This is a genomic window from Pseudomonas guangdongensis (assembly GCF_900105885.1).
Classification (GTDB): domain Bacteria; phylum Pseudomonadota; class Gammaproteobacteria; order Pseudomonadales; family Pseudomonadaceae; genus Geopseudomonas; species Geopseudomonas guangdongensis.
In genome coordinates, this window is the sequence record NZ_LT629780.1 from 2562230 (window position 1) to 2584947 (window position 22718).

Genomic DNA, 22718 nt, shown 5'->3' on the forward strand with positions numbered 1-22718 from the left:
ATTCATGACCCACAACAAACAGGCCCGCGAGATCCTGATCCTGCGCGTGCTATGGATGGTGCTGTTCGCGCTGGTCTGGCAACTGGCCGAGCTGGTGCTGCTCGGTGTGGTATTGCTGCAGCTGGTGCTGCGCCTGATCAACGGTGCGCCCAGCCGCGCGCTGATGGAGTTCGGCGACAGCCTCAGCCAGTACCTGGCGCAGATCGGCCGTTTCGCCAGCTTCCACAGTGACGAGAAGCCCTGGCCGTTCGCCGACTGGCCGGCGGCGCGCGAGCCGCAGGTCGAGGCGCCGTTCGCGGCGGCCCCGGCACCCGCGAGCGCTCCGGTGCCTGCGGCCGCTGGCGCGGCGGCGAGTGCCGCTGTCGTGGCGCCGGTGGCGATTGCCGCAACGGACGAGGCAGCGGCGGCGGAAGGCGCGCAGGATAACGCGGCAGCTGCCGCCCCGCAGACCCCGGCAGCTGCCGCCGCGACCGAGGCGAGCGATGCTCCGCCCAAGGCGCCGGACGGCGGCGACGCGGAGCCGCGGGCATGAGGCTCTGGCTGCTGCGCCACGGCCAGGCCGGCCCCTATGTGCAGACCGGCGATCACCTGCGCGAGCTGACCGCCCACGGCCGGCGCGAGGTGCTGCATGCCGCCGGGCACCTGCTCGGCGAACCGCTCGATACCATCCTGGTCAGCCCCTACGTGCGCGCCCGGCAGACCGCCGAGTTGGTCCATGAGGCCCTCGAACGCCGCCCGGCGCTGCAGGTGCAGGATGGCATCACTCCCGACGACGACCCGCGCGGCGCGTTGCGCCTGCTCGCCGAGCGCCAGGAAGGCCACCTGCTGGTGGTGACCCACCAGCCGCTGGTCGGCGCACTGGCCGGGCTGCTGGTGCATGGCAGCCTGCAGCAGTCCTTGCCGTTCAACACCGCCAGCCTGGCGCTGCTGGAAGGCGAGGCGGCGCTGGCCGGGCTGATGAGCCTGCGCGCGCTGCATCACCCGCCGGCGCACTGAGATGGGCGTGCGTGTCGAGGAAGTGCGCCTGAGCCTGCCGCATATCGAGCTGGCGGCGCACCTGTACGGCCCCGAGGACGGTCGCCCGGTGCTGGCCCTGCACGGCTGGCTGGACAACGCGATGAGCTTCGCCCGGCTGGCGCCGCGGCTCGACGGCCTGCGCATCGTGGCCCTCGACCTGCCCGGCCACGGTCACAGCGGGCACCGCGCCGCCGGTGCCGGCTATGCGCTGTGGGACTATGCCCAGGACGCGCTACTGGTCGCCGAGCAGTTCGGCTGGCAGCGCTTCTCCCTGCTCGGCCACTCGCTGGGGGCGATCGTCGCCACCCTGCTGGCCGGCGCGCTGCCCGAGCGTATCGAGCGCCTGGCGCTGATCGACGGCCTCTTCCCGCTGACCCACGAGCCGGAGCTGGCGCCCGCCAAGCTGGGCGAGGCCCTGCGCGCGCACCTGCAGCTGGGCGACAAGCGCAAGCCGGTGTATGCCAGCGTCGACAAGGCGGTGAGCGCGCGGCTGCGCGGTGGCTACCCGCTCAGCCGCGAGGCGGCCGAACTGCTGGCCAGTCGCGGCCTGGTGCCGCAGGCCGGCGGCTACACCTGGCGCAGCGATCCGCGCCTGACCTTGCCGTCGCTGCTGCGCCTGACCCGGGCCCAGGCCGAGGCCTTCGTGCGGGCGGTGCGCTGCCCGGTCGGCCTGGTACTGGCCGAGCAGGGGCTGCTGCGCGACCCGCACTGGCTGGCCCTGCTGGAGCAGTTGCCGTTCACCGTCTGGCGCCAGCCGGGCGGCCACCATCTGCACCTCGACGACGAGGCCGGCGCGGCGGCCGTAGCAGACTGTTTCAAAGCCCTGTTCGCCGAGGCTTGACCTCGGCCTGGCAAGCACCGAGGCTGGGCGCACTGCAACAGGGAGAACCTGCATGATCGAGCTTCACAGCGGCGCCAGCCGGCGCTTCACCGCCTCTGACGCCACCCCGGGGACGGTTTCGTGAGTGCCCGTCCGATCAGCCGCACGCTGCGCCGGCTGGTGCTGGTCGGCCTTCTGGCCGCCCCGGTGGCGCTTGCCGACGTGCCGGGCAGTACCGATTTGGACTACCTGCCGCGCTTTGCCCGCGCCGAGATCGTCGACTACCGGGTGCAGGAGGGAGCCGAACGCATCTATCCGCAGAGCGCGATCCGCCGCATCAGCGGGCGCCTGCGCGTCGACGGCGAAATCGCCGCCGTCGGCCGGCTGAGCGTGCGCACCTACGAGCTGCCGGCCGGCCACTCCAGTGCCGAGGCCTTCGCCCAGGCGCGGCGGACGCTGCTCGCCGGCGGCGCGCAGGCCCTGCACTGGTGCGAAGGGCGCGAGTGCGGCGGCAGCAGCCTGTGGGCCAACAATGTGTTCGGCAACGCCCGCCTGTATGGGCCGGACGAGCAGCAGGCCTACCTGTTGCTGCAGCTCGCCGCGCCGCGCCAGGACACGCTGCTGGCACTGTACGCGATCACCCGCGGCAACCGGCGCAGCTACCTGCATGTGGAAACCCTGGAGGCTGCGCAGCCCCTGGGCAACCACCTGCCCAACGCCGAAACCCTGCTGCGCCAGCTCAAGGATACCGGCGTGCTGGAGCTGGGCGGCGTGCCGGCCGAGCCGGCCGATCCCTGGCTGGCCCTGTTGGCCCGCGCCCTGCGTCTGGACACCGGGCTGCGCGTGCTGCTCGGCGGGCCGACCGCGGCCGACTGGCGCGAGGCGCTGATCGCCCGCGGCACGCAGGCCGCGCGACTGGAAAGTGCGCCAGGTGAGACGGCGGGCCTGCATGTCGAGTGGTTACGCTGATAGGCTGTCGCCGTTCGCCGCGCAGCGGCACTGTCTGCTGGAAGCTTCTCCATGATTGAACACGACCGTCTGCTGGTGCAGATCCTCATGATCGGCTTGCTCGGCGCCTGCCTGTGGGTGCTGGCGCCGTTCTGGTCGGCGCTGTTCTGGGCCGCCGTCCTGGCCTTCGCCAGTTGGCCGCTGATGCGCGGCCTGACCCGCCTGCTCGGCGACCGCCCGGCGACCGCCGCAGGCCTGCTGACCCTCGGCTGGATGCTGCTGGTCGCCGTGCCGCTGGTCTGGCTCGGCTTCAACCTGGCCGACCATCTGCGCCAGGCGCTGGCCCTGTTCAAGGACATGCAGGTGGCCGGGCTACCGCCGGCGCCGGAGTGGATGGCCGGCCTGCCGCTGGTCGGGCCGAGTCTGGTGGAGGCCTGGGAGACGCTCGACCAGCAGGGCAGCGCGTTGCTGGCCAGCATCAAGCCTTATCTGGGCGAGGTCGGCAACTGGCTGCTGGCGCGCAGCGCGCGGATCGGCGGCGGGGTGCTGGAGTTGGCCCTGAGTCTGGTACTGGTGTTCTTCTTCTACCGCGACGGGCCGCGTCTGGCCGAATACGCCCTGAGCCTGCTGGAGCGCCTGCTCGGCAATCGCGCCGAGCACTACCTGGAACTGGTCGCCGGCACCGTGCAGCGGGTGGTCAACGGGGTGATCGGCACGGCGGCGGCGCAGGCCGCGCTGGCCTTCATCGGCTTCATGATCGCCGGGGTGCCCGGTGCCCTGGTGCTGGGCCTGCTCACCTTCGTGCTCAGCCTGATCCCGATGGGCCCGCCGCTGGTGTGGATCCCGGCCAGCGCCTGGCTGTTCTGGCAGGGCAGCTACGGCATGGGGCTGTTCCTCGCGGTGTGGGGGCTGGTGGTGATCAGCGGCGTGGACAACGTGCTCAAGCCCTACCTGATCAGCCGCGGCGGCAACCTGCCGCTGGTGGTGGTGCTGCTCGGGGTGTTCGGTGGCATCCTGGCCTTCGGCTTCATGGGCCTGTTCCTCGGCCCGACCCTGCTGGCGGTGGCCTACAGCCTGATCGGCGACTGGATCGCCCACCAGCCGCGCATCCAGCGTCCGCCCGCGCCGCCGCATTCCTGAGCGGCGCTTCACGCTTTGCCGCGCAGGCGGTGGCTGGCGCTGCCGGCGCGGCGCGGCTGCCGCTACACTGCGCGCCGCACCCCGCCTGCGGGCCGCGCGTGCGATCTTCCTTCGCCACCCATTCAAGAGTTCGAACGATGAAAAAGACAGGGATTGCCTTGGGCGTACTGCTGGCTGCCGGTGCGGTCTGCACCGGCGGCGCCTGGTACACCGCCGGCCAGCTCGAAGGCGCGCTGCAGGGCGCGATCAGCGAGGGCAACCGGCAACTGCAGACTTCCATGCCCGGCAGTGGCCTGGCGCTGGAGCTGGTGTCGCTGGAGCGCGGGCTGTTCTCCAGTACCGCGCGTTACCGGCTGCGTCTCGACAAACCCGGCGACGAGGAGCCGGCCGCCGAGCTGCGCTTCGTCGACCACATCGAGCATGGCCCGCTGCCGCTGTCGCGCCTGGCTTCCCTGCGCTGGCTGCCGGTGATGGCGACCAGCCGCGTCGAACTGGAGCGCAATGCCGACGTCGAGCCCTGGTTCGCCGCCGCCGGCGCCGCGGTGCCGCTGCGCGGGACGTTCGCCATCGGCTATGGCGGTGGCGTCGACGGCCAGTTGCAGCTGGCCCCGCTGCAGGTGGTTGCCGAGGGCGAGAAGCTCGATTTTTCCGGTCTGGATCTGGATCTCGCGGTCGGCGCCGATGCCAAGGATATCCGCCTGAGCGGGGCGGTCGAGCGCCTCAGCCTCGACCTGCAGCATGAGCGCGGTCCGGTGCGGATCAGCCTGAATGGGCTGAGCCTGGACAGCGAGCGCAGCCGCGGGCGCTCCACCCTGTACATGGGCGAGAGCCGGCTGGCGCTGGCCAGCAGCGAGATCCGTCTCGCCGACCAGCCGCCGCTGCTGATCCGCGATCTGGTGCAGAGCGACAGTCTGCACGAGCAGGGCGAGCGCATCGCCGCCAGTCTGGCCTACGACGTCGGCGGCCTCAGCTACGACGGCCACGAGCTGGGTTCCGCCCGCCTGCAACTGAGCCTGGGCAACCTCGACATGACGGCGCTGCGCCAGCTCAGCGAGCTGTACACCCGCTACGCGATGCGCCTGCAGGGCGAGGACGATTTCGAGCTGTCCGCCGAGGAGGAAACCCGGCTGCGCGACGCCCTGCTGCAGCTGCTGGCCGGTCAGCCGCGCCTGGCGCTCGACGAGTGGCGGGTGAAGACCGCCAGCGGCGAGAGCCGTTTCACCCTGCAGCTCGACCTCGACCGGCCGCAGCAACTGGAGGCCTCGCCCGACGCCCTGGCGCGCCAGCTGATCCAGCGCCTGCAGGCCAGCCTGGTGGTGGGCAAGCCGATGATCCGCGACCTGCTGATGCTGCAGGCGGTCTTCGATCCGCAGGCCGACCGTGCCGCGCTGAGCCAGGAGGCCGAGCAGGCCGCGCAGATGGCCGGGGAGATGGCCAGCGGCCTGCAGCTCGCCCGCCTGGAGGGCGAGAACATCGTCGCCCGCCTCGATTACCGGGACGGTCAGGTGGAGTTCAACGGCGTAAGCATGCCGGTCGAGCAGTTCGCCGCACAGATGATGGGCATGGCCGCGCTCGGCGGCGATGCCTTCGGCAGCCAGCCCGGCGCGCTGCAGGAGTAATCCGCCGCGCCGCGTCAGCCGATGTGCGGGTGATCGTGTTCGTAGCGATCCAGCACATCGCTGGCGATCAGCCGGCCCAGGGCGATCAGCTCCGGCGCCTTGTGGAAGTCGAAGAAGCGGCTGACCCGCTTGGGCACGTTGATCAGGATGTCCGGCGGATAGCCGGCGATCTTGTACTGGGCCAGGGAGTTCTGCACCACCTCCAGACTCTGGTTGATCAGTTCGAGCAGGCTGTCCGGCGCCTCGTTCTCCACCACGTGCATGTGGCTGGCCTTGGCGGCGGCGACCCCGCGCGAGGAGCCTGCGCTGCCTTCGCCTTCCGGCGGCGTCAGCAGCGCGGGCAGCTCCTGGGGATGCTGGCGGCGGAAGGGCAGGTGCGCGCCCAGGGCGTCGATCATCTGGTCGAAGCGGTGCTTGAGCGCCTGTGGCCGCTCGATCACCGGCAACTGGTACTGCAGCTGGTTGCTGGCGTTGACGTTGACCGCGACGATCAGGTCGCAGCGGCTGGCTACCACCGGCACGATCGGGATCGGGTTGAGCAGGCCGCCATCCACCAGCACCCGCGAGCCCTGGATCACCGGGGTGAACAGGCTGGGAATCGCCGCCGAGGCGCGCATCGCCTGGTGCAGGCAGCCTTCCTGGAACCACACCTCCTGCTGGTTGGTCAGGTCGGTGGCCACGGCGGTGTAGGGGATCGGCAGGTCCTCGATGTCGATCTCGCCGATGAACTGGCGAATCCGCCCGAACACCCGCTCGCCGCGGATGGCGCCGAGCGAGAAGCTGACGTCCAGCAGACGCAGCACGTCCAGATAGTCGAGGGTTTCCACCCAGCGCCGGTACACCGGCAGCTTGCCGGCGGCGTAGATGCCGCCGACTACCGCGCCCATCGAGCTGCCGGCGATGCAGGCGATCTGATAGCCGCGCGCTTCCAGTTCCTCGATCACCCCGATGTGGGCATAGCCCCGGGCGCCGCCGGAGCCGAGCACCAGTGCGACACGCTTGCCCATGTTGCAATCCCCCGCTGTGCCGTCGACCGCTGGCCTGCGACCCCATGTACAGGCCGGTCGAGCATGGCGCTTGTGGGTTTCAGTATGGGTGCTGCCGAGCGGGCTGCGCCAGGGCTTTGCTAGAATCGCCGCCATCGCGCATCTGCCCCCGGAGACCATGCATGACCGCCCCCCGCAGCGAACCCATCCGCCTCACCCAGTACAGCCACGGCGCCGGCTGCGGCTGCAAGATTTCCCCCAAGGTGCTGGAGGTGATCCTCGCCGGCAGCGGCGCGCAGAACCTCGACCCGAAGCTGTGGGTCGGCAACGCCTCGCGCGACGACGCGGCGGTCTACGCCATCGACGAGGAGCGCGGGGTGGTGTCCACCACCGACTTCTTCATGCCCATCGTCGACGATCCCTTCGACTTCGGCCGCATCGCCGCGACCAACGCGATCAGCGACATCTACGCCATGGGCGGCGACCCGCTGATGGCCATAGCCATTCTCGGCTGGCCGGTCAATGTGCTGGCCCCGGAAGTGGCCCGCGAGGTGATCCGCGGCGGCCGCGCGGTGTGCGACGCCGCCGGCATCCCGCTGGCCGGCGGGCACTCCATCGACGCCCCCGAGCCGATCTTCGGCCTGGCGGTCACCGGCCTGGTCGAGAAGCGCTTCATGAAGCGCAACGACACCGCCCGCGAAGGCTGCCGCCTGTACCTGACCAAGCCGCTGGGCATCGGCATCCTCACCACCGCCGAGAAGCAGGGCAAGCTGCGCGCCGAGGATGTCGGTCTGGCCCGCGACTGGATGTGTACCCTGAACACCCCCGGCAGCCGCTTCGGCAAGCTGGCCGGCGTGACGGCGATGACCGACGTCACCGGCTTCGGTCTGCTCGGCCACCTGGTCGAGATGGCCGACGGCAGCGGCCTGAGCGCGCGCATCGAGGCCGCTGCCGTGCCGCGCATCGCCGGCGTCGAGCATTACCTGGCCGAGGGCTGCGTACCCGGCGGCACGCTGCGCAACTTCGACAGCTACGGCCAGCGCATCGCGCCGCTGGACGCGGCGCAGAAGCAGCTGCTCTGCGATCCGCAGACCAGCGGCGGGCTGCTGGTGGCCGTCACCCCCGAGGGCGAGGCGGAGTTTCTCGCCGTGGCCGCCGAACTGGGCCTGGCGCTGGCGCCGATCGGCGCGCTGGTCGCCCGACAGAGCCACGCGGTCGAGGTGCTGTGATGCGCGACAACAGTGCCGACTACCGCGATATCTTCCTCAACGACCGGCCGCTGATGGATGTGCGCGCCCCGGTGGAGTTCCTCAAGGGCGCCTTCCCGCAGGCCCTCAATCGGCCGCTGATGAACGACATCGAGCGTCAGAAGGTGGGCACCTGCTACAAGCAGCAGGGCCAGGACGCGGCCATCGCCCTGGGTCACCAGCTGGTCGGCGGCACGGTCAAGGCCGAGCGCATCGCCGCCTGGGCCGAGTTCGCCCGCGCAAATCCCGACGGCTACCTGTACTGCTTCCGCGGCGGCCTGCGCTCGCAGATCACCCAGCAGTGGCTCGCTGCGGAGGCTGGCATCGCCTACCCGCGGGTGCTCGGCGGCTATAAGGCGCTGCGCGGCTTCCTGATCGACACCACCGAGGCGGCCGTGGCCGAGTGCGATTTCGTGCTGGTCGGCGGCCTGACCGGCACCGGCAAGACCGAGGTGCTGGCGCAGCTGGACAACGCCCTCGACCTGGAGGGACACGCCAACCACCGTGGTTCCAGCTTCGGCAAGCACGCCACCCCGCAGCCGGCGCAGATCGACTTCGAGAACGCCCTGGCCATCGACCTGCTGAAGAAGCGCGCCGCCGGCCATGAGCAGTTCGTCGTCGAGGACGAGGGACGCATCGTCGGCAGCTGTTCGCTGCCGCTGAGCCTCCATCAGGGCATGCAGCGCTACCCGATGGTCTGGCTGGAAGACAGCTTCGCCGGACGCGTGGAGCGCATCCTCGGCGACTATGTGATCGACCTGAGCGCCGAGTTCGTCGCCCTGCACGGCGCCGAGCAGGGGCAGATCGCCTTCGCCGAGCGCCTGCGCCAGAGCCTGAGGAACATCCTCAAGCGCCTCGGTGGCGAGCGCTACCAGCGTCTGGCGGCGATCATGGACGCGGCCCTGGCCGAGCAGCAGCGCAGCGGCGCGGTGGATCTGCACCGCGGCTGGATCGAGGCCCTGCTCGGCGAGTACTACGATCCGATGTACGCCTACCAGCGCGCGAGCAAGGCGCCGCGCATCGAGTTCAGCGGCGAGCGCCAGGCGGTGGTGGAGTACCTGCGCGAGCGCGCACGGCGCTGAACCGCGGCGCCGGGCGGCGCGTGGATTTTTCCGACGGAGGATGCATCGATGAAGACCTGGACCCTGTTGCCGCTGCTGGTCGTGCTGCTGGCCGGCTGCGCCGGCAAGACGCTGCACCGCGCGGACTGCGCGGCGCAGCTGGACGCCGCCTGGCGCGAGCTGGACATCGCCAAGGCGGAAGGTTTCGCCGGCACGGTCAGCTACTCCAAGGCGCTGGCGCTGCTCACCGCGGCCAAGACCCAGCAGCAGGTGGAGGCCTACTCCGGCTGTCTGCGCCGCGCCGAGCGCGCCCGCTTCTACATCCGCGAGTCGCGCGCCGGCCGCTGATGCCCATCCCGGCCCCGTCGCCACGGCGGAGTCGGGCGTGTTCCGTTTCCCTGCAAGGAAGGCTGCATGCTTGCCGAATTGTTCGCCGTGATGGCGCCGGTCCTGATCGTCGCCGGCATCGGCTATGGCTGGGCCCGTTCCGGGCAACCCTATCCCACCGACTTCGTCGCGCGTCTGGTGCTCAATATCGGCACGCCCTGCCTGGTGCTGTCCACCCTCAGCCGCACTGAGGTGGACATCCAGGCCTTCGGCCAGATGGCGCTGGCCTGTGTGGCGGTGACGCTGTGCATGGGCCTGATCGGCCTGCTGCTCAGCCGCCTGGCCGGCTACGACTGGAAGGTGCTGGTGCCGGCCTATCTGTTCCCCAACACCGGCAACATGGGCCTGCCGATCAGCCTGTATGCCTTCGGCGAGGCCGGTCTGGCACTGGGGGTGGCCTTCTTCCTGATGCTCTCGGTGGGGCACTTCACCCTCGGCATGCTGCTCTCCGGCGCCGAACGCTCGTGGCGCCGCCTGCTGGTCAATCCGATCATCCTCAGCCTGTGCGCGGCGCTGCTGGTGATGCTGCTGGAGCTGCAACTGCCGCGCTGGCTGGCCAATACCGTCAACCTGCTGGGCGGGCTGTCGATTCCGATGATGCTGGTGACCCTGGGCGTGTCGCTGGCCAGCATCCGCCTGCGTCACGTCGGTGCGGGGGTTCTGCTGGGCGCGTTGCGGATTCTCTGCGGTGCGGCCATCGGCTGGGCGGTAGCGGTGGCGCTGGATCTGCCGCTGCTGGCGCAGGGCGTGCTGGTGCTGCAGTCGGCGATGCCGGTGGCGGTGTTCAACTACCTGTTCGCGGTACGCGCCAACCGCTCGCCGGAGGCGGTGGCGAGTCTGGTCATGTGCTCGACCCTGCTGTCGTTCGTGCTGTTGCCGCTGTTGCTGGCCTGGTGGCTGCCGGCGGTGGGACGCTGAGGCGTCTCAGTTGACCAGTCGGGTCAGGTTGGGCAGTACCAGCAGCAGGGTGATGGCGAAGATCGCCAAGGCGGCTTGCCGCCATTTCGCTTTGAATTTGAGCATTGCCTGGGCCTTTTATTGTTGTTGCCGGGGGCTGTGCCGGAAGATCGCCTGCAATCCGCCCTCGTTTGGCGGCGCATGGTAGCAAAGGTGGTTCGATTAACCATCTACTGGCTGTCGCTTACTCTAGATGGCTTTGCCGGCGCGGGCATGGGCGTTTGTGCTGCAAGAGATGTACGGCGGTCCGGGGTGGCTCCGGCGGCGCGGTCTGGTGACGGCCTGGGCCCGGTGCAGAGCGGGCGGGGCATCCGTCCGGGTGCCGTGCCGTTAATCGGCTGGCCTGTGGCAGGGGGAAGGTGTGGCGGCCTTCCCCCTGAATATGGCCCGGGGCTTACAGGGTCTTGCTGACCGAGACGGTGAAGTTGGCGTCGCAGAAGTCCTTCTTGCCGGCGAAGGCGGCGCAGTCGCTGCCCTTGAGGTCGGTGTCGCTGTAGGTCAGGCCGACGTCGAGACCGGCGAGGGTCTTGCTCAGACCGATCGACCAGTCGTTGTAGGAGTCCTCGTTGCCGAAGGTGGGGTCCTTGAAGTCGTAGTTGCCGTAGTGCAGGGCCAGACCGATCTCGTAGGGCAGGGTGTATTCGTAGCCTACATAGGTGTACAGGGTGCTGTCGCGGCCGGCGAGGTCGTTGGAGTAGGCCGCGCCGAGGGTCGCGCCGTAGGCCGACAGGCTGGCGTAGTACTCGCTGAAGTTCAGGTCCTCGTCGCCGTCGCCCGGGTATTCGTACTTGATCCAGCCGAGGTCGTAGGCGATGTCCTCGGTGATGTTGCTGGTGAAGCCGGCGTAGTAGTCGAGCTCCATCGAGGCCTCGCCGCCGAAGTCGACGTTGGAGGCCCAGGTGCCGATGTACAGGCCGCTCTCGTGGGCCACATCCAGCCCGCCCTGGATCGCCGGATCGCCCTGGGTCTGGGAAATGCCGCGGAAGATGTAATCGCTGGTCAGGGCGACGTTCATGCTGACGTCGAAGTTGCCGAGCGGGCTGGCCACGGTTTCGGCGGCGGCGAAGGTGCTGCAGGCGACGGCGCCGGCGGCGGAGAGGGCGAGGGTCAGTTGCTTGAGCATGGGTACTACTCCTTGTGGTGCGAGATCGGGCGGGACCTTCCCGCTGCAGGGTCATGGCCGCTGCATTGAATGGGCGGAGTGCTCATAGCATTTACCTTGCCAGTTTTTAAAAGTCCTTTTGAATCAATAGGTTGCCTGACGGTATGGGCGGCTCTGCAGCGCCGTTCGGGGCGGATGGGCGGGCGCCTGGCGCCACCCTGGTGCGCGGGCGAGCCGTTTGCGGGCAGGCGCTGGCGCTCGCGGCGGCTATCGAGCGTCGCGGGCATCGGCCACAATGAGCGTCCGAACGAACCCGCATGGCAGGAGTCTTGCGATGAAAGAACAACTGGTGGAATTGATCACCCTGATCAGCTCGGGCTGCATGCGCGACGAGGATATCCAGCGCATCGCCGCCGAGGCCGAGCAGGCCTACGCCGATCCGCAGGCCTTCCTCGCGGCCAACCCGGACGTCAATTACGACGACAGCTTCCCGATCCCGCTGGGCGAGTGGGTGGTGGTCGGCAGCCTGCCGGACACCGTGCTGTTCCAGGCCGATCGGGCGGACGAGCTGTTTGCGCACATCGTCGAGTCCTTCGGGCCGCAGGTGGCCTTCGTGCTCAAGGCGCGCGACCTGACCAAGACCGACCTGCTCACCGCCCTGCGGCGCATCCAGGTGCAGCTGGGCAGTCTGTACCCGGAGAAGGGCGGCTATGTGCTGGTGGACTTCAGCGAGCCGCTGGACGACGAGCTGCAGGCCGTGCTGGTCTATGCCGAGGACCTGCCCCGGGTGCTGGAGCTGGCGCTGGAGATCGGTATCTACGCCGCGCCGGCCTACGAGAGCCGGCTGAGCGCCGAGGGCGACGGCGAGGACGGCTGAGCCGCGCCGTTCGCGAGTCTGCGGCCTGCAACGGGCCGCACAGCCGGCCGCCCGTGACGGGCGAGCCGGCCGGCGCCGGCGTTACGCGCCGGCCTTCTTGAGCTGCTCGAACCAGGCGGGGTCCAGGCGGGTCTGCTCGATGTCCAGGCCGCGGGCTTCCATGGCTTCCCGGAGCTGGTCGATCTCCCGCACCAGCGGCCCGAGGCCGCTGCTGTTGCCGTCCAGGCGGTGCATCTGCGTCACTCCCAGGTGATAGAAGCGCAGCAGCTTCATGGCGCTCGGCTCGCCGGCCTGCACGCCGGCGCTGACGTGGTGCATGACGTTGGTGATGCGCATCAGGTTGCGCTTGAGCTGCCAGCCGTAGACCGCCGCTGCCATCCAGGGCTGCGACCAGAGCTGCGTGCGCACCACCGCGACGGTCAGCAGCAGCCCGGCGAGCACTCCGCCGAGGTTCCAGCGGAAGTTGTCGCCGCCCGGCTCGCCGAACAGCGACACCGCCAGCATGGCCAGCGACATGGCCAGCAGGGCGAAGATCAGGATGACGATCAGCGCGCTGCGGCGCGTCTGCCGGCGGTACTCCTCCGGGTTGAACGGCTGGATCTCGAACATCATGCGATGGGGCTCCTTGCGTGAGCGGTGGGGACGGCGGGCATTATCGCCGCTGGCCGCGCCCGGCAACACCATCGCCCCGGGCAATTGCCTGCCGCGGCGGGCCTGCGCCTGTCGGGCCCTTGTTCGACCTTCGCCGCGGGGCGCCGCGCCGGCCTTGGCCGGGGATTCGCCCTGTGCCTATGATCGCCACTGCCGGGCGCCCTATGCGGCGCGCCCGGCCGATAACAATAAGAACGGAGGTGTGGCAATTGATCGTTCCGCAGTATTGGGCCGAGGCCCGTGTGCAGCACAAGGGGCGCCGGCGGCAGATCACCGTGCGGCGTTTCGGCTGGTCCGACGCCAGCCAGACGGAGGCGCAGGCCCACGCCGAGCGGCGTGCCTGGCAGGCGCTGGAGGATGTGCGCGACGGCGAGCCGCTGGCGCGGCGCGAACCGCGGGTGCCCTACAACGGCGCCGAGGGAGTGCCGATCCGCGAGGAGGTGGTCGAGCGCCATGGCGCGAGCGTGATCACCCGCAATGCCTATGGTGCGCGCTGCCTGAATACGCCCGATGTGCTGTTCGTCGACATCGATTTCCAGCAGGGCCCTTCCCAGCGCTTTGCCCAGGGGCTGTTCGCGGCGATCGCGCTGCCGGCGCTGCTGCTGGGCTGGCTGTTGCAGTCGGCGACGCTGCTGGCCGCGCTGCTGTGCCTGGCGCTGTTCGTCGCCAGCGTGCTGCCCGAGCGGCTGCATGGCCTGTTCCTGGCTTTCCACGGTGGCGCCGGGGCGCTGGCGCGGCGCCGGGTCGGGCGCTTCCTGGCCGCTCATCCCGAGTGGAACCTGCGCCTGTACCGCACCCCGGCGGGGATGCGCGTGCTTGCCACCCAGCGCACCTTCGCCAGCGACGATCCGGCGGTGGCCGCCTGCTTCGCGGCGCTCGGCGCCGATCCGCTGTATGCGCGCATGTGCCTGCGCCAGCGCTGCTTCCGCGCCCGGCTCAGCGCCAAGCCGTGGCGCATCGGCATCGCCGGGCGGCGGGGGCTCGGTCACTGGCCGGTGGCGGCGGAGCGGCTGCCGCTGCGCCGCCACTGGGTCGAGCGCTACGAGGCCCGGGCGCAGGACTATGCGGCCTGCCGGTTCGTCGAGTCGCTGGGCAGCGGGGTGATCGACCCGGCGGTGGCCGCGGTGCTGCGCCTGCACGACGAGCTGTCCGGGGCCGGCAGCCAGCGGCCGCTGGCCTGAGGCGCGGCCCTCACTCGCTGACGTTCATGTACTCGCGCGCCCAGGCGATGTAGTCGTCGGGGTGGGTATAGCGGGTCACCAGTTCCGAGGCGCTCAGGCCGTTGCCTGTGGCGATGCCGCGCTGTTCGCGCAGGCTGTCGTAGGTGGCCTTGATCGCTGCGAAATAGGCGCCGTGGCCGTCCACCGCGATACGCACGCCCAGTTCGGCGAGGCGGCAGTCGTCGCGCAGCGCCGGGTTGCCGTAGGTGACCAGCATCAGCGGTACGCGCAGGCCCTCGGCGATGGCCTCCAGATGGGCGCAGTCCTGCACCCCGACCAGGCAGATGGCGTCGGCGCCGGCGGCCTGGTAGGCCTGGGTGCGCTGGATCACCTCGGCCAGCGGCTGCACGCCGGCATGGGTGCGGGCGATCAGCGCCAGCGCCTTGTCGTCGCGCACCTCCTGGGCCGCGCGCAGCTTGCCGACCCCCTCCTCGACACTGATCAGCTCATAGGACTTGCGGCCGAATTGCGCCGGCAACAGGGTGTCTTCGAGGGTCAGTGCGGCGACCCCGGCGCGTTCCAGTTCGATCACCGTGCGCATGGCGTTGAGGGCGTTGCCGTAGCCGTGGTCGGCGTCGGCGATCACTGGCAGACGGGCGACGCGGCCGATGCGGGTGGCCTGCTCGGCGAATTCGCTGAGGGTGATCAGGGCGATGTCCGGTGCGGCGAGCACCTGCAGGGATGCCACCGAGCCGCCGAGAATACCGACCTCGAAGCCGAGATCGGCAGCGATACGGGCCGACATGGGGTCGAACACCGAAGCGGTGTGGTAGCAGGCGGAGGAGTCGAGCAGGGCGCGGAGGGCGTTGCGCAACTGGTGGTGACAGGCTTTTTGCATAAGTTATTCCTGCGGCTTACGGTTTGCTATTCATTATGGCGAGGCTATGTTGCAAGACCTGTACCGAACTTGCAATCCATGGCGATGCCTCTGGCATGGGCCCTGCGGCGGTGCTGGCGCTCGTGGCGTGGCGAAAGGGCGCCGTTTCCGGCGTCGGCTGACGGCGGATATTCGCCACCCGGGTGATCGTCCCTCGGCGGGCGCGCTGCAGGTGGCTTGGAGGTATTGCCGGAGTAGCGGCTTTTCGGACGCAGGCCTGTGGGTGCCTTGTGCCATGCAGTGGTGCCACCCGTATCGGCTTGCCGCGCGGCTGGGCGCGATCGCCGGCGATGTGGCCTGTGGCTGGCGGAGGATGGTGTACGCGACCTTGTGCGGCGTCTTCCAGTGCTTTTGTAGTAAGCCTAAAAAAACACTACAAAGTGATTGACGAGAGCCGGGGCAAACTTGCACGATGAACTCGCTTCCCTGACCCGGAGGCCCTGAAAAGGGTTTTCGGAGTGTGTCCGGTCAACCAGCCGGACCGTTCCGCGACTGTACTGCCCACAAGGCGGACTGATGAAGTTGGCTGGCATGTTCGCCTGTAGGGCGAGAGGTGCCGGCGAGACGTCCTCACGATGCATGCCGTGGCCGTGCCGCAGTCTTCCGGTCGGGTGTTGCAACCGCTCTGGCGTCCGCCTCCCTCCGCTTTTCCGGCCAGCCTGCCCAGGCTTCAGCGCTCTGCCTCCTGTAGCTCGCTCCGATCAGCGCTACATCAGGCTTCAGGTTGAGATTCGAATCCGCGAACGTCCGTCCGCCGCGCGTCCCACGACCCGGTGCCGGCGTTGCCGTTCGGTGAACCCGCATGCACCCGCTGCTTCTGCTCAATGACCAAAGGGGCTCATACCATGAATCTGAACAATCAACCGACCCTCGATGACCTGGCCCGCCTGTTCGCCGCCCGCAAGGACAGGCAGGACAGCCACATCCTGTGGATCTCCGAATCCGGCGAGGTGCGCCTCGACAGCCTGGCGCCGGAGATCGGCGAGGCGGAGTTCGAGAAACGCACGCCGAGCATGCGCGCCCGGCTGCGCACCTACCACCGCGGCAAGGGCTACGTCGGCAAGAAGGCCGCCGCCGACCGCGAGTTCATCGGCCGCGTGTACCAGACGCTGCAGCAGACCTGGGGTGTGGCGCGCAATCGCACCGAGGTGGCCTACATCGACCGCTACTGCTGAGCGGAAAAGCCTTCACCCGCCGGCTGTCGGCGGGTGAAGGCGTCGGCTGCCCTCAGGTCTGGGCGGCGATGAAGCGGCTCATCAGCGTCAGGGTCTGCGGCAGGGCCTCGCGGTGCGGTACATGTCCGCAGTCCTCGATGAAGACCGCCTCGCTGCGACCGCCGACCTGCTCGACGATGCGTTCGACCTGGGCGGCGCTGCCGTACTGGTCGTCGCAGCCCTGCAGCACCAGCAGCGGGCAGCGGATCGCCGGCAGCAGGTACTCGATGTTCCAGTGGCGGAACCAGGGGCTCAGCCAGGTCTGCGACCAGGCCTCGAACAGCGCCGTGCTGCGTTCGCCGTGGTAGCGCGCCAGCCCCTGCAGCTTGCCGAGCTGCCAGGCCTCGACGGCGCGGCGGATGCCATCGAGGGTCATCGGCTCGACGAACACATGGGCCGCGACGGTGATCGCCGCGCGCAGCAGCGGCGGACGCTCCGCGGCGTGCAGCAGGGCGATGCTGCCGCCGTCGGAGTGGCCGATCAGCAGGTAGGGCTGGCCGGCGATCAGCCTGGCCAGCACGTCGGGCAACTCCTGCAACGCCGCCGCATGCAGGTAGTGCAGGGTGCGCGGGACGTCCGTCGCCGGCGAGCGGCCGTGGCCGCGCCGGTCGTAGAGCAGTCCGCGGCATCCGCTGAGTGCACACAGGCGCTCGGCGAAGTCGCTCCACATCGCCGTGCAGCCGAGCCCCTCGTGAAGGAACACCAGCCAGGGGCGCTGCGGATCGCCGTCGATCAGGCGGTGGTGCAGGGCATCGTTGTCCATCGAATGGCTCTCCGTGTCAGGGCTGCGCGAGTTTTTGCGGCGCGCGCGGGGCGAAGCGCGCCAGTTGCATCTCGTGCAGGCGGCTGAGGGTGCGGCGGAAGGCGAAGGTCAGGCCGCCTTCGACATACAGCTGCTCCAACGGCACCTGTGCCTCCAGGTAGAGCGGTACGCGGCGGTCGTAGCATTCGTCGACCAGGGCGATGAAGCGCCGCACGCTGTCGTCGTGTACCGAGAGTGCCGGCAGCTGGCGGTCGCCGGCTGCCACCCGGCGGGCGCCGTCCTCGGTGCCGCGGGCGATGCGCGCGGCACGCTGCGGCGCGCTCAGGCACGGCAGGTCGCCGAGCAGGATGGCCGGGAAGCGGTCGCACAGGGCGATGAAGTCGAACGCCGACAGCGCCTGCTGGCAGAGGTCGGCGTAGCGGCACCAGAGTGCCGCCGGGCTATGGCGCAGGCTGTGGATGCGCCGCAGGCCGATGTTCACTGCGCCGTCGGCCACCGGCAGGCCCGCGCTCAACTGCGCGAAGACCGACTCCAGAGCGCTGGGTCGGCCGGGCTCGGCGATCCAGTAGCGCTGGTGGTGCGCGCCGGGGTGCCGGCGATGATCGGCGCCGCCATCCACCGCGAGGACCTGCATGTGCCGTTCGAGGGCGGCGATCGCCGGCAGGAAGCGCTCGCGGTTGAAACCCTCGGCGTACAGCTGGCCGGGCGGCTGGTTGGAGGTGGCGACCACCGTCACCTGTTCGACGAACAGCGCCTGCAGCAGCGGGCCGAGCAGCATGGCGTCGCCGATGTCGCTGACGAACAGCTCGTCGAAGCACAGCACGCGGACCTCGGCGGCCAGCTCGCGGGCCAGCGCCGGCAGCGGGTCGGCGGTGCCGCCGAGCTGGAACAGGCGACGGTGTACCCAGCGCATGAAGTGGTGGAAGTGCTGGCGCCGCGCCGGCACCTGCAGGCTGGCGTGGAACTGGTCCATCAGCCAGGTCTTGCCGCGCCCGACCGGTCCCCACAGATACACCCCGCGCGGCGCCGCGCCCTGCCGATGCCGATGCAGGGCTGCGTGGCAGCCGTCCAGCACCTGCGCGGCGCGCAGCTGCGCCTCGTCCGCCTGGAAGCCGCCGGCGAGCGCCGCCCGGTAGGCGGCCAGTGGCGAGGGTGCGGTATCGCAGGTGGCGCTGTGGGGCATGGACGGTTCTCGCACGGGCGGCCGGGACGAGCGGGCATCATAACCGCGCGGCGGCAGCGTGACGATGTGCGCGGCGACTGCCTGTTGCGCGCGCACTGGACAAGCGGTCGCCCGGCCGCGCATAACGGAGAGCGACGCGGCCCTGGATGGCGGGCCGCACTTTTCGCATGCCTGAATGGAGATGGATGAATGGCGACTTTTCCCCTGTCGACTCGCCCGGCGCTGCTCGTCGCCGCGCTGGCCTGCGCCGCTCTGGGCGCGCCGCCGATGGTGGCCCAGGCGGCCCCGGTGGTCCAGCAGCAGACCCAGGTGCCCGGCTTCTACCGCATGGCGCTGGGCGAGTTCGAGGTGACCGCGCTGTACGACGGTTATGTCAACCTGGATACCCAGCTGCTCAAGGGCGCCAGTGCCGAGGATATCCAGAGCCTTCTGGCGCGGATGTTCGTCGAGTCGGGCGGCGGTGTGCAGACCGCAGTCAACGCTTACCTGATCAACACCGGCAGCCAGCTGGTGCTGGTCGATACCGGCGCCGCGCAATGCTTCGGGCCGACCCTCGGCGGCATCCTCGGCAACATCCGGGCGGCGGGCTACGAGCCGGCGCAGATCGACAGCGTGTTGCTGACCCATCTGCATCCCGATCATGCCTGCGGTCTGCTGGACGAAGCCGGGCGGCCGGCCTTCGCCGCAGCGCAGGTGCATGTGCCGCAGGTCGAGGCCGACTACTGGCTGAGCGAGGCGGTGGCGGCCCAGGCGCCGGAGGGGCGGCGCAGCATGTTCGCGATGGCGCGGGCGGCGGTGGCGCCCTATGTCGCCGAGGGACGGCTGCAGGTCTATGGCGAGGCGGGGCCGCGGATTGCCGGGGTCAGCCCGGTGGCCACGCCCGGACACACGCCCGGACACAGCGCCTATCGGTTCAGCTCCGGGGCGCACAGCCTGCTGGTCTGGGGCGATATCGTGCACAGCCATGCGGTGCAGTTCGCCCGCCCGGCGGTAGCCATCGAGTTCGACGTCGACCGTGAGCAGGCCATCGCCACCCGCCGCCAGGTATTCGCCGATGTGGCGCGCGAGCGCCTGTGGGTGGCCGGCGCTCACCTGCCGTTCCCCGGCATCGGCCATGTGCGCGCCGAAGGCGAGGGCTACGCCTGGGTGCCGGTGGAGTACGCGCCGTTGCGCGCGGCGCCCTGAGCCGGCGAGTCCGCCGCCGTGCAGACAGCAAAAAGCCCGCACGGGGCGGGCTTCTCACCTATGGGGTCGCTGTTCCTTCAGCTGGGGAGGGATGTTGCCCTCGCGGGTGTGAAGAAAACGTGAAGGCGCCCCGTGCCTGCTTCACAGAACGCCGAATACCTTCTTCGCCAGGCTGGTGGCGGCACCAGCCGGATTTTCGCGGATGCTTGCCTCCTGTTCGGCGATGACCCGGAACAGGCCGTCCAGGGCCTGCTCGGTGACATAGTTCTCGATGCTGGCGTTCTTGGCGTCGAGGGCGCCGAAGGTGGCGGCCTTGCCGGCGAAGGCGTTGTACTGCTGCGCCAGGCCGACCCGGTCGGTGGCCTGCTTGACGATGGGCAGGAAGCGGGCGCGGATCTGCTCGCGGCTGCTGCGCGACAGGTACTGGGTGGCGGCGTCCGGGGCGCCGGCGAGAATGCCCTTGGCGTCGCTGATGGTCATCTTCTGCACCGCCTCCAGCAGCAGCGCTTGGGCCTGCGGCACGGCCGCTTCGGCCGCGGTGTTCATGCTCGCTTCGAGCTGCTCGATCTGCGCGCCCATGCCCATCATCTTCATGGTGCGCGCCACCTTGCCGAGGTTGCCCGGCAGCTCGATGCGCACCTCCGGGTCGCTGGCGAAACCGCCGGGCTTGCCGAGCTGCTGCACGGCGATCCGCGCGCCTTGGCCGAGGGCGTCCTTGAGGCCGCCACTGGCATCGCTCTGGCTGAGGTCGGCGAGGGAGAAGGCGAAGGCATTGGCGCAGAGCGCAAGGCCGGCGAGCAGGGCGGTGAGGCGGTGCATGGTGGGCAGTCCTGTGGCGGGGGAGAATGACCTTATCATAGCAGCGCGCCGCTGCGGGCCGTGGAGCGGAGCGCTCGGGGACGAGGCGCTCCTGAGTGCCTTGGGCCGTCGTGAGTCTTGAGGGCGCAGTGCCCTGGTCGTGACGCCCGCCACCGTGAGTGGCTCGCGGGGCTTTGCCTGTCGCATGCGGTTGCCTGCTGCGCTGGCGAGCACGTCGGGGGCAAGAGAGGCGGGCGCGGGCGTGCAGGTCCGCGTCTTGCGCAGAATGCAACGGCACGCCCCGGAGTTCTGTGTGGTGGCTCTTCAGGAGATTCCGATGTCGCGCATTGTCACCCTGACCCTCAATCCGGCGATGGACCTGTCCACCACCGCCGCCCGGGTCGAGCCGACCCGCAAGCTGCGCTGCAGTCTGCCGCACTACGATCCGGGCGGCGGCGGGATCAACGTGGCGCGTGTGGTGGCCACCCTCGGCGGCGACGCACTGGCGGTGTATCCGGGCGGCGGGCCGTTCGGCGACCTGCTCGAGCGCACCCTTGCCGGGCTGGGTGTGCCGCAGCGGCGCGTGCCGATCGCCGGCGATACCCGCGAGAGCTTCACTGTCGACGAGGGCGCCTCCGGGCTCCAGTACCGCTTCGTGCTGCCCGGCCCGGAACTGTCGGCGGTGGAGCAGCAGGCCTGCCTGGACGCCATCGCCGCGCTCGATCCGCGGCCGTCCTGGTTGGTGCTCAGCGGCAGCTTCCCGCCCGGGGTGGCGCCGATGTTTTTCGACCAGGTGGTCGCGCTGGCGCAACGTATCGGTGCGCGGCTGGTGCTCGACTGCTCGGGCGAGGCGTTGCGCCATGCCGGCCAGCGCGGCGCCATCCATCTGCTCAAGCCGAGCCTCAGCAAGCTGGCCACGCTGGCGGGTGGCAAGGTGGAGGGCGCGGCGGCGCAGGAAGCGGCGCTGCGCGAGCTGATCGGGCGTGGCGTGGCGGAGGTCATAGTGCTGTCGCTGGGTGGCGAGGGGGCGGTGCTGGCCAGCCGGGAAGGTATCGAGCGTTTCCCGCCGCTGGACGTGCCGGTGTGCAGTGCGGTGGGCGCGGGGGACAGCATGGTCGGCGCCATGGTCCTCGCCCTGAGCCGTGGTTGGAGCCTGCACGAGGCGGTGCGCTACGGCATCGCCGCCGGCTCGGCGACCATCATGCGCCCCGGCACCGAGCTGTGCCGGGTGGAGGATGTGCAGCGGTTGTACTGGAAGGGGTGAGACAAGCGAGGAAAACCGCCTGGGCGTTTTTCCTCGCGGCTGGAGGCTCAACCGGCGCTATCGCCCTTGGCCGCCTTCGGAGGCAGCAGGCCGTCGGCGCGGAACATCGCCTTGATGCCGCGGATCGCCTGGCGGGTGCGGTCGAGGTTCTCGATCAGCGCGAAGCGCACGTGGTCGTCGCCGTAGTCGCCGAAGCCGATGCCCGGCGAGACGCAGACCTTGGCCTCGGCCAAGAGCTTCTTGGCGAACTCCAGCGAGCCGAGGTGGGCGTAGGCCTCGGGGATCTTCGCCCAGATGTACATCGACGCCTTGGGCTTCTCGACCATCCAGCCGATCTCGTGCAAGCCCTTGACCAGCACGTTGCGCCGCTCGCGGTACTTGTCGGCGATCTCGCGCACGCACTGCTGGTCGCCTTCCAGGGCGGCGATGGCGGCCACCTGCAGCGGGGTGAAGGTGCCGTAGTCGTGGTAGCTCTTGATCCGCGCCAGGGCGCTCACGAGTTCTTGATTGCCGACCATGAAGCCGATCCGCCAGCCGGCCATGTTGTAGCTCTTCGACAGGGTGAAGAACTCCACGGCGACGTCCTTGGCGCCCGGCACCTGCATGATCGACGGCGCCTTCCAGCCGTCGTAGACGATGTCGGCGTAGGCCAGGTCGTGCACCACGAGGATGTCGTACTGCTTGGCCAGGGCGACCACGCGCTCGAAGAAGTCCAGCTCCACGCACTGCGCGGTGGGGTTGGAGGGGAAGCCGATGATCATCATCTTCGGCTTGGGAATCGACTCGCGGATCGCCCGCTCCAGCTCGGCGAAGAAGTCGACGCCGGGCACCAGCGGCACCGAGCGCACCTGGGCGCCGGCGATCACCGCGCCGTAGATGTGGATCGGGTAGCTGGGGTTGGGCACCAGCACGGTGTCGCCGTGGTCGAGGGTGGCCAGCATCAGGTGCGCCAGGCCTTCCTTGGAGCCGATGGTGACGATGGCTTCGCTGTCCGGGTCGATGTCGACCTGGTAGCGGTCCTGGTACCAGCGCGAGATGGCGCGGCGCAGGCGCGGGATGCCGCGCGAGGTGGAGTAGCCGTGGGTGTCCTCGCGCTGGGCGACCTGTACCAGCTTGTCGACGATGTGCGGCGGGGTGGCGCCGTCGGGGTTGCCCATGCTGAAGTCGACGATGTCCTCGCCACGGCGGCGGGCGGCCATCTTCAGTTCGGCGGTGATGTTGAAGACGTAGGGGGGGAGACGATCGATGCGCGCAAAGCGGCGTTTGCCGTGTTCGGCCATGATTTCCTCGAAGTACGTAAGCGCCCGGAACCGTCCGAGCGACGTTGGCCAGTGCGCTGGCCTGCGTCGGCGACGATACGCCGGCCGGATGACGTCTGTCGAGAGGCCAGATGGCCTTTCCG

General features: G+C 69.8%; 22 protein-coding genes and 1 pseudogene. 15 read left to right on the plus strand and 8 right to left on the minus strand.

What is annotated here, in order from left to right; translation table 11 throughout:
* Nucleotides 1–4 precede the first annotated feature (4 nt).
* The 6 genes and pseudogenes from BLU22_RS15325 to BLU22_RS12110 form a co-directional block, all read left to right on the plus strand.
* Nucleotides 5–313: pseudogene (locus BLU22_RS15325) on the plus strand (DUF4389 domain-containing protein); the annotation flags it as partial.
* A gap of 215 nt (nt 314–528) precedes the next feature.
* Nucleotides 529–996, plus strand: a complete 468-nt coding sequence (gene sixA / locus BLU22_RS12090; protein ID WP_090214877.1) for a phosphohistidine phosphatase SixA — start codon at nt 529–531, stop codon at nt 994–996.
* A 1-nt stretch (nt 997) separates the two neighbouring features.
* Nucleotides 998–1858, plus strand: coding sequence for an alpha/beta fold hydrolase (locus BLU22_RS12095; protein ID WP_090214879.1), 861 nt, complete (start codon nt 998–1000; stop codon nt 1856–1858).
* Between the two features lie 135 nt (nt 1859–1993).
* Nucleotides 1994–2806: a DUF4892 domain-containing protein gene (locus BLU22_RS12100; protein ID WP_231975305.1), complete on the plus strand. Its 813-nt coding sequence runs from the start codon at nt 1994–1996 to the stop codon at nt 2804–2806.
* Between the two features lie 51 nt (nt 2807–2857).
* Nucleotides 2858–3925 carry an AI-2E family transporter gene (locus BLU22_RS12105; protein ID WP_090214882.1) on the plus strand — a complete coding sequence of 356 codons (1068 nt, stop codon included), beginning with the start codon at nt 2858–2860 and terminating at the stop codon, nt 3923–3925.
* Between the two features lie 137 nt (nt 3926–4062).
* Nucleotides 4063–5544 (plus strand): YdgA family protein, encoded by a 1482-nt coding sequence (locus tag BLU22_RS12110; protein ID WP_090214885.1) that lies wholly within the window; start codon nt 4063–4065, stop codon nt 5542–5544.
* A gap of 14 nt (nt 5545–5558) precedes the next feature.
* Here BLU22_RS12110 and BLU22_RS12115 read toward each other — a convergent pair whose 3' ends face one another.
* On the minus strand, nt 5559–6551 hold the full coding sequence (locus BLU22_RS12115; RefSeq protein WP_090214890.1) for a patatin-like phospholipase family protein: 993 nt from the start codon (nt 6549–6551) through the stop codon (nt 5559–5561).
* 161 nt (nt 6552–6712) lie between these two features.
* Here BLU22_RS12115 and selD point away from each other — a divergent pair, with 161 nt between their 5' ends.
* The 4 genes from selD to BLU22_RS12135 all read left to right on the plus strand — a co-directional run bounded on the left by selD (nt 6713) and on the right by BLU22_RS12135 (nt 10143).
* Nucleotides 6713–7759, plus strand: a complete 1047-nt coding sequence (gene selD / locus BLU22_RS12120; RefSeq protein WP_090214892.1) for a selenide, water dikinase SelD — start codon at nt 6713–6715, stop codon at nt 7757–7759.
* A complete protein-coding gene (gene mnmH / locus BLU22_RS12125; RefSeq protein WP_090214895.1) occupies nt 7759–8859 on the plus strand; it encodes a tRNA 2-selenouridine(34) synthase MnmH in 1101 nt (366 codons plus the stop codon). The genes selD and mnmH overlap by 1 nt, the downstream gene beginning before the upstream one ends.
* Nucleotides 8860–8907: 48 nt before the next feature.
* Nucleotides 8908–9186: a hypothetical protein gene (locus tag BLU22_RS12130; RefSeq protein ID WP_090214897.1), complete on the plus strand. Its 279-nt coding sequence runs from the start codon at nt 8908–8910 to the stop codon at nt 9184–9186.
* Nucleotides 9187–9252: 66 nt separating this feature from the next.
* A complete protein-coding gene (locus tag BLU22_RS12135; protein ID WP_090214899.1) occupies nt 9253–10143 on the plus strand; it encodes an AEC family transporter in 891 nt (296 codons plus the stop codon).
* A 433-nt stretch (nt 10144–10576) separates the two neighbouring features.
* Here the strand turns inward: BLU22_RS12135 and BLU22_RS12140 are convergent, their stop codons facing one another.
* On the minus strand, nt 10577–11305 hold the full coding sequence (locus tag BLU22_RS12140) for a TorF family putative porin (protein ID WP_090214903.1): 729 nt from the start codon (nt 11303–11305) through the stop codon (nt 10577–10579).
* A gap of 313 nt (nt 11306–11618) precedes the next feature.
* Here BLU22_RS12140 and BLU22_RS12145 point away from each other — a divergent pair, with 313 nt between their 5' ends.
* Nucleotides 11619–12161, plus strand: a complete 543-nt coding sequence (locus tag BLU22_RS12145) for a hypothetical protein (protein WP_090214905.1) — start codon at nt 11619–11621, stop codon at nt 12159–12161.
* Nucleotides 12162–12242: 81 nt separating this feature from the next.
* Here the strand turns inward: BLU22_RS12145 and BLU22_RS12150 are convergent, their stop codons facing one another.
* Nucleotides 12243–12770, minus strand: a complete 528-nt coding sequence (locus tag BLU22_RS12150) for a DUF3087 domain-containing protein (protein ID WP_090216438.1) — start codon at nt 12768–12770, stop codon at nt 12243–12245.
* Between the two features lie 251 nt (nt 12771–13021).
* Between BLU22_RS12150 and BLU22_RS12155 the strand changes: the two genes are divergently transcribed.
* Nucleotides 13022–13993, plus strand: coding sequence for a hypothetical protein (locus tag BLU22_RS12155; protein ID WP_090214907.1), 972 nt, complete (start codon nt 13022–13024; stop codon nt 13991–13993).
* Nucleotides 13994–14003: 10 nt separating this feature from the next.
* Here BLU22_RS12155 and BLU22_RS12160 read toward each other — a convergent pair whose 3' ends face one another.
* Nucleotides 14004–14870 carry an isocitrate lyase/PEP mutase family protein gene (locus BLU22_RS12160; RefSeq protein WP_090214910.1) on the minus strand — a complete coding sequence of 289 codons (867 nt, stop codon included), beginning with the start codon at nt 14868–14870 and terminating at the stop codon, nt 14004–14006.
* An 884-nt stretch (nt 14871–15754) separates the two neighbouring features.
* Here BLU22_RS12160 and BLU22_RS12165 point away from each other — a divergent pair.
* The gene (locus BLU22_RS12165) at nt 15755–16084 is read left to right on the plus strand and encodes a hypothetical protein (protein WP_090214912.1); all 330 of its coding nucleotides are present in this window, start codon (nt 15755–15757) and stop codon (nt 16082–16084) included.
* Nucleotides 16085–16136: 52 nt separating this feature from the next.
* Here BLU22_RS12165 and BLU22_RS12170 read toward each other — a convergent pair whose 3' ends face one another.
* Both BLU22_RS12170 and zapE read right to left on the minus strand, forming a co-directional pair.
* Complete coding sequence (locus BLU22_RS12170) at nt 16137–16886, minus strand: alpha/beta fold hydrolase (RefSeq protein ID WP_090214914.1); 750 nt, start codon at nt 16884–16886, stop codon at nt 16137–16139.
* A gap of 16 nt (nt 16887–16902) precedes the next feature.
* The gene (gene zapE, locus BLU22_RS12175) at nt 16903–18069 is read right to left on the minus strand and encodes a cell division protein ZapE (protein WP_090214917.1); all 1167 of its coding nucleotides are present in this window, start codon (nt 18067–18069) and stop codon (nt 16903–16905) included.
* A gap of 189 nt (nt 18070–18258) precedes the next feature.
* Between zapE and BLU22_RS12180 the strand changes: the two genes are divergently transcribed.
* Nucleotides 18259–19254: an MBL fold metallo-hydrolase gene (locus BLU22_RS12180; protein ID WP_090214919.1), complete on the plus strand. Its 996-nt coding sequence runs from the start codon at nt 18259–18261 to the stop codon at nt 19252–19254.
* Between the two features lie 141 nt (nt 19255–19395).
* On the opposite strand, the gene BLU22_RS12185 is transcribed toward BLU22_RS12180, so the two are convergent.
* On the minus strand, nt 19396–20073 hold the full coding sequence (locus BLU22_RS12185) for a DUF4197 domain-containing protein (protein ID WP_090214922.1): 678 nt from the start codon (nt 20071–20073) through the stop codon (nt 19396–19398).
* Between the two features lie 316 nt (nt 20074–20389).
* Between BLU22_RS12185 and BLU22_RS12190 the strand changes: the two genes are divergently transcribed.
* Complete coding sequence (locus BLU22_RS12190) at nt 20390–21316, plus strand: 1-phosphofructokinase family hexose kinase (RefSeq protein WP_090214925.1); 927 nt, start codon at nt 20390–20392, stop codon at nt 21314–21316.
* 47 nt (nt 21317–21363) lie between these two features.
* Here BLU22_RS12190 and alaC read toward each other — a convergent pair whose 3' ends face one another.
* A complete protein-coding gene (alaC, locus tag BLU22_RS12195; protein WP_162274141.1) occupies nt 21364–22596 on the minus strand; it encodes an alanine transaminase in 1233 nt (410 codons plus the stop codon).
* Nucleotides 22597–22718: the final 122 nt, after the last annotated feature.

Bases quoted from the DNA above. Each gene is read 5' to 3' on its own strand.
- sixA (WP_090214877.1), top strand. From the start codon at position 529: ATGAGGCTCTGGCTGCTGCGCCACGGCCAGGCCGGCCCCTATGTGCAG.
- BLU22_RS12095 (WP_090214879.1), top strand. From the start codon at position 998: ATGGGCGTGCGTGTCGAGGAAGTGCGCCTGAGCCTGCCGCATATCGAG.
- BLU22_RS12105 (WP_090214882.1), top strand. From the start codon at position 2,858: ATGATTGAACACGACCGTCTGCTGGTGCAGATCCTCATGATCGGCTTG.
- BLU22_RS12110 (WP_090214885.1), top strand. From the start codon at position 4,063: ATGAAAAAGACAGGGATTGCCTTGGGCGTACTGCTGGCTGCCGGTGCG.
- BLU22_RS12115 (WP_090214890.1), bottom strand. From the start codon at position 6,551: ATGGGCAAGCGTGTCGCACTGGTGCTCGGCTCCGGCGGCGCCCGGGGC.
- selD (WP_090214892.1), top strand. From the start codon at position 6,713: ATGACCGCCCCCCGCAGCGAACCCATCCGCCTCACCCAGTACAGCCAC.
- mnmH (WP_090214895.1), top strand. From the start codon at position 7,759: ATGCGCGACAACAGTGCCGACTACCGCGATATCTTCCTCAACGACCGG.
- BLU22_RS12130 (WP_090214897.1), top strand. From the start codon at position 8,908: ATGAAGACCTGGACCCTGTTGCCGCTGCTGGTCGTGCTGCTGGCCGGC.
- BLU22_RS12135 (WP_090214899.1), top strand. From the start codon at position 9,253: ATGCTTGCCGAATTGTTCGCCGTGATGGCGCCGGTCCTGATCGTCGCC.
- BLU22_RS12140 (WP_090214903.1), bottom strand. From the start codon at position 11,305: ATGCTCAAGCAACTGACCCTCGCCCTCTCCGCCGCCGGCGCCGTCGCC.
- BLU22_RS12145 (WP_090214905.1), top strand. From the start codon at position 11,619: ATGAAAGAACAACTGGTGGAATTGATCACCCTGATCAGCTCGGGCTGC.
- BLU22_RS12150 (WP_090216438.1), bottom strand. From the start codon at position 12,770: ATGTTCGAGATCCAGCCGTTCAACCCGGAGGAGTACCGCCGGCAGACG.
- BLU22_RS12160 (WP_090214910.1), bottom strand. From the start codon at position 14,870: ATGCAAAAAGCCTGTCACCACCAGTTGCGCAACGCCCTCCGCGCCCTG.
- BLU22_RS12165 (WP_090214912.1), top strand. From the start codon at position 15,755: ATGAATCTGAACAATCAACCGACCCTCGATGACCTGGCCCGCCTGTTC.
- BLU22_RS12170 (WP_090214914.1), bottom strand. From the start codon at position 16,886: ATGGACAACGATGCCCTGCACCACCGCCTGATCGACGGCGATCCGCAG.
- zapE (WP_090214917.1), bottom strand. From the start codon at position 18,069: ATGCCCCACAGCGCCACCTGCGATACCGCACCCTCGCCACTGGCCGCC.
- BLU22_RS12180 (WP_090214919.1), top strand. From the start codon at position 18,259: ATGGCGACTTTTCCCCTGTCGACTCGCCCGGCGCTGCTCGTCGCCGCG.
- BLU22_RS12185 (WP_090214922.1), bottom strand. From the start codon at position 20,073: ATGCACCGCCTCACCGCCCTGCTCGCCGGCCTTGCGCTCTGCGCCAAT.
- BLU22_RS12190 (WP_090214925.1), top strand. From the start codon at position 20,390: ATGTCGCGCATTGTCACCCTGACCCTCAATCCGGCGATGGACCTGTCC.
- alaC (WP_162274141.1), bottom strand. From the start codon at position 22,596: ATGGCCGAACACGGCAAACGCCGCTTTGCGCGCATCGATCGTCTCCCC.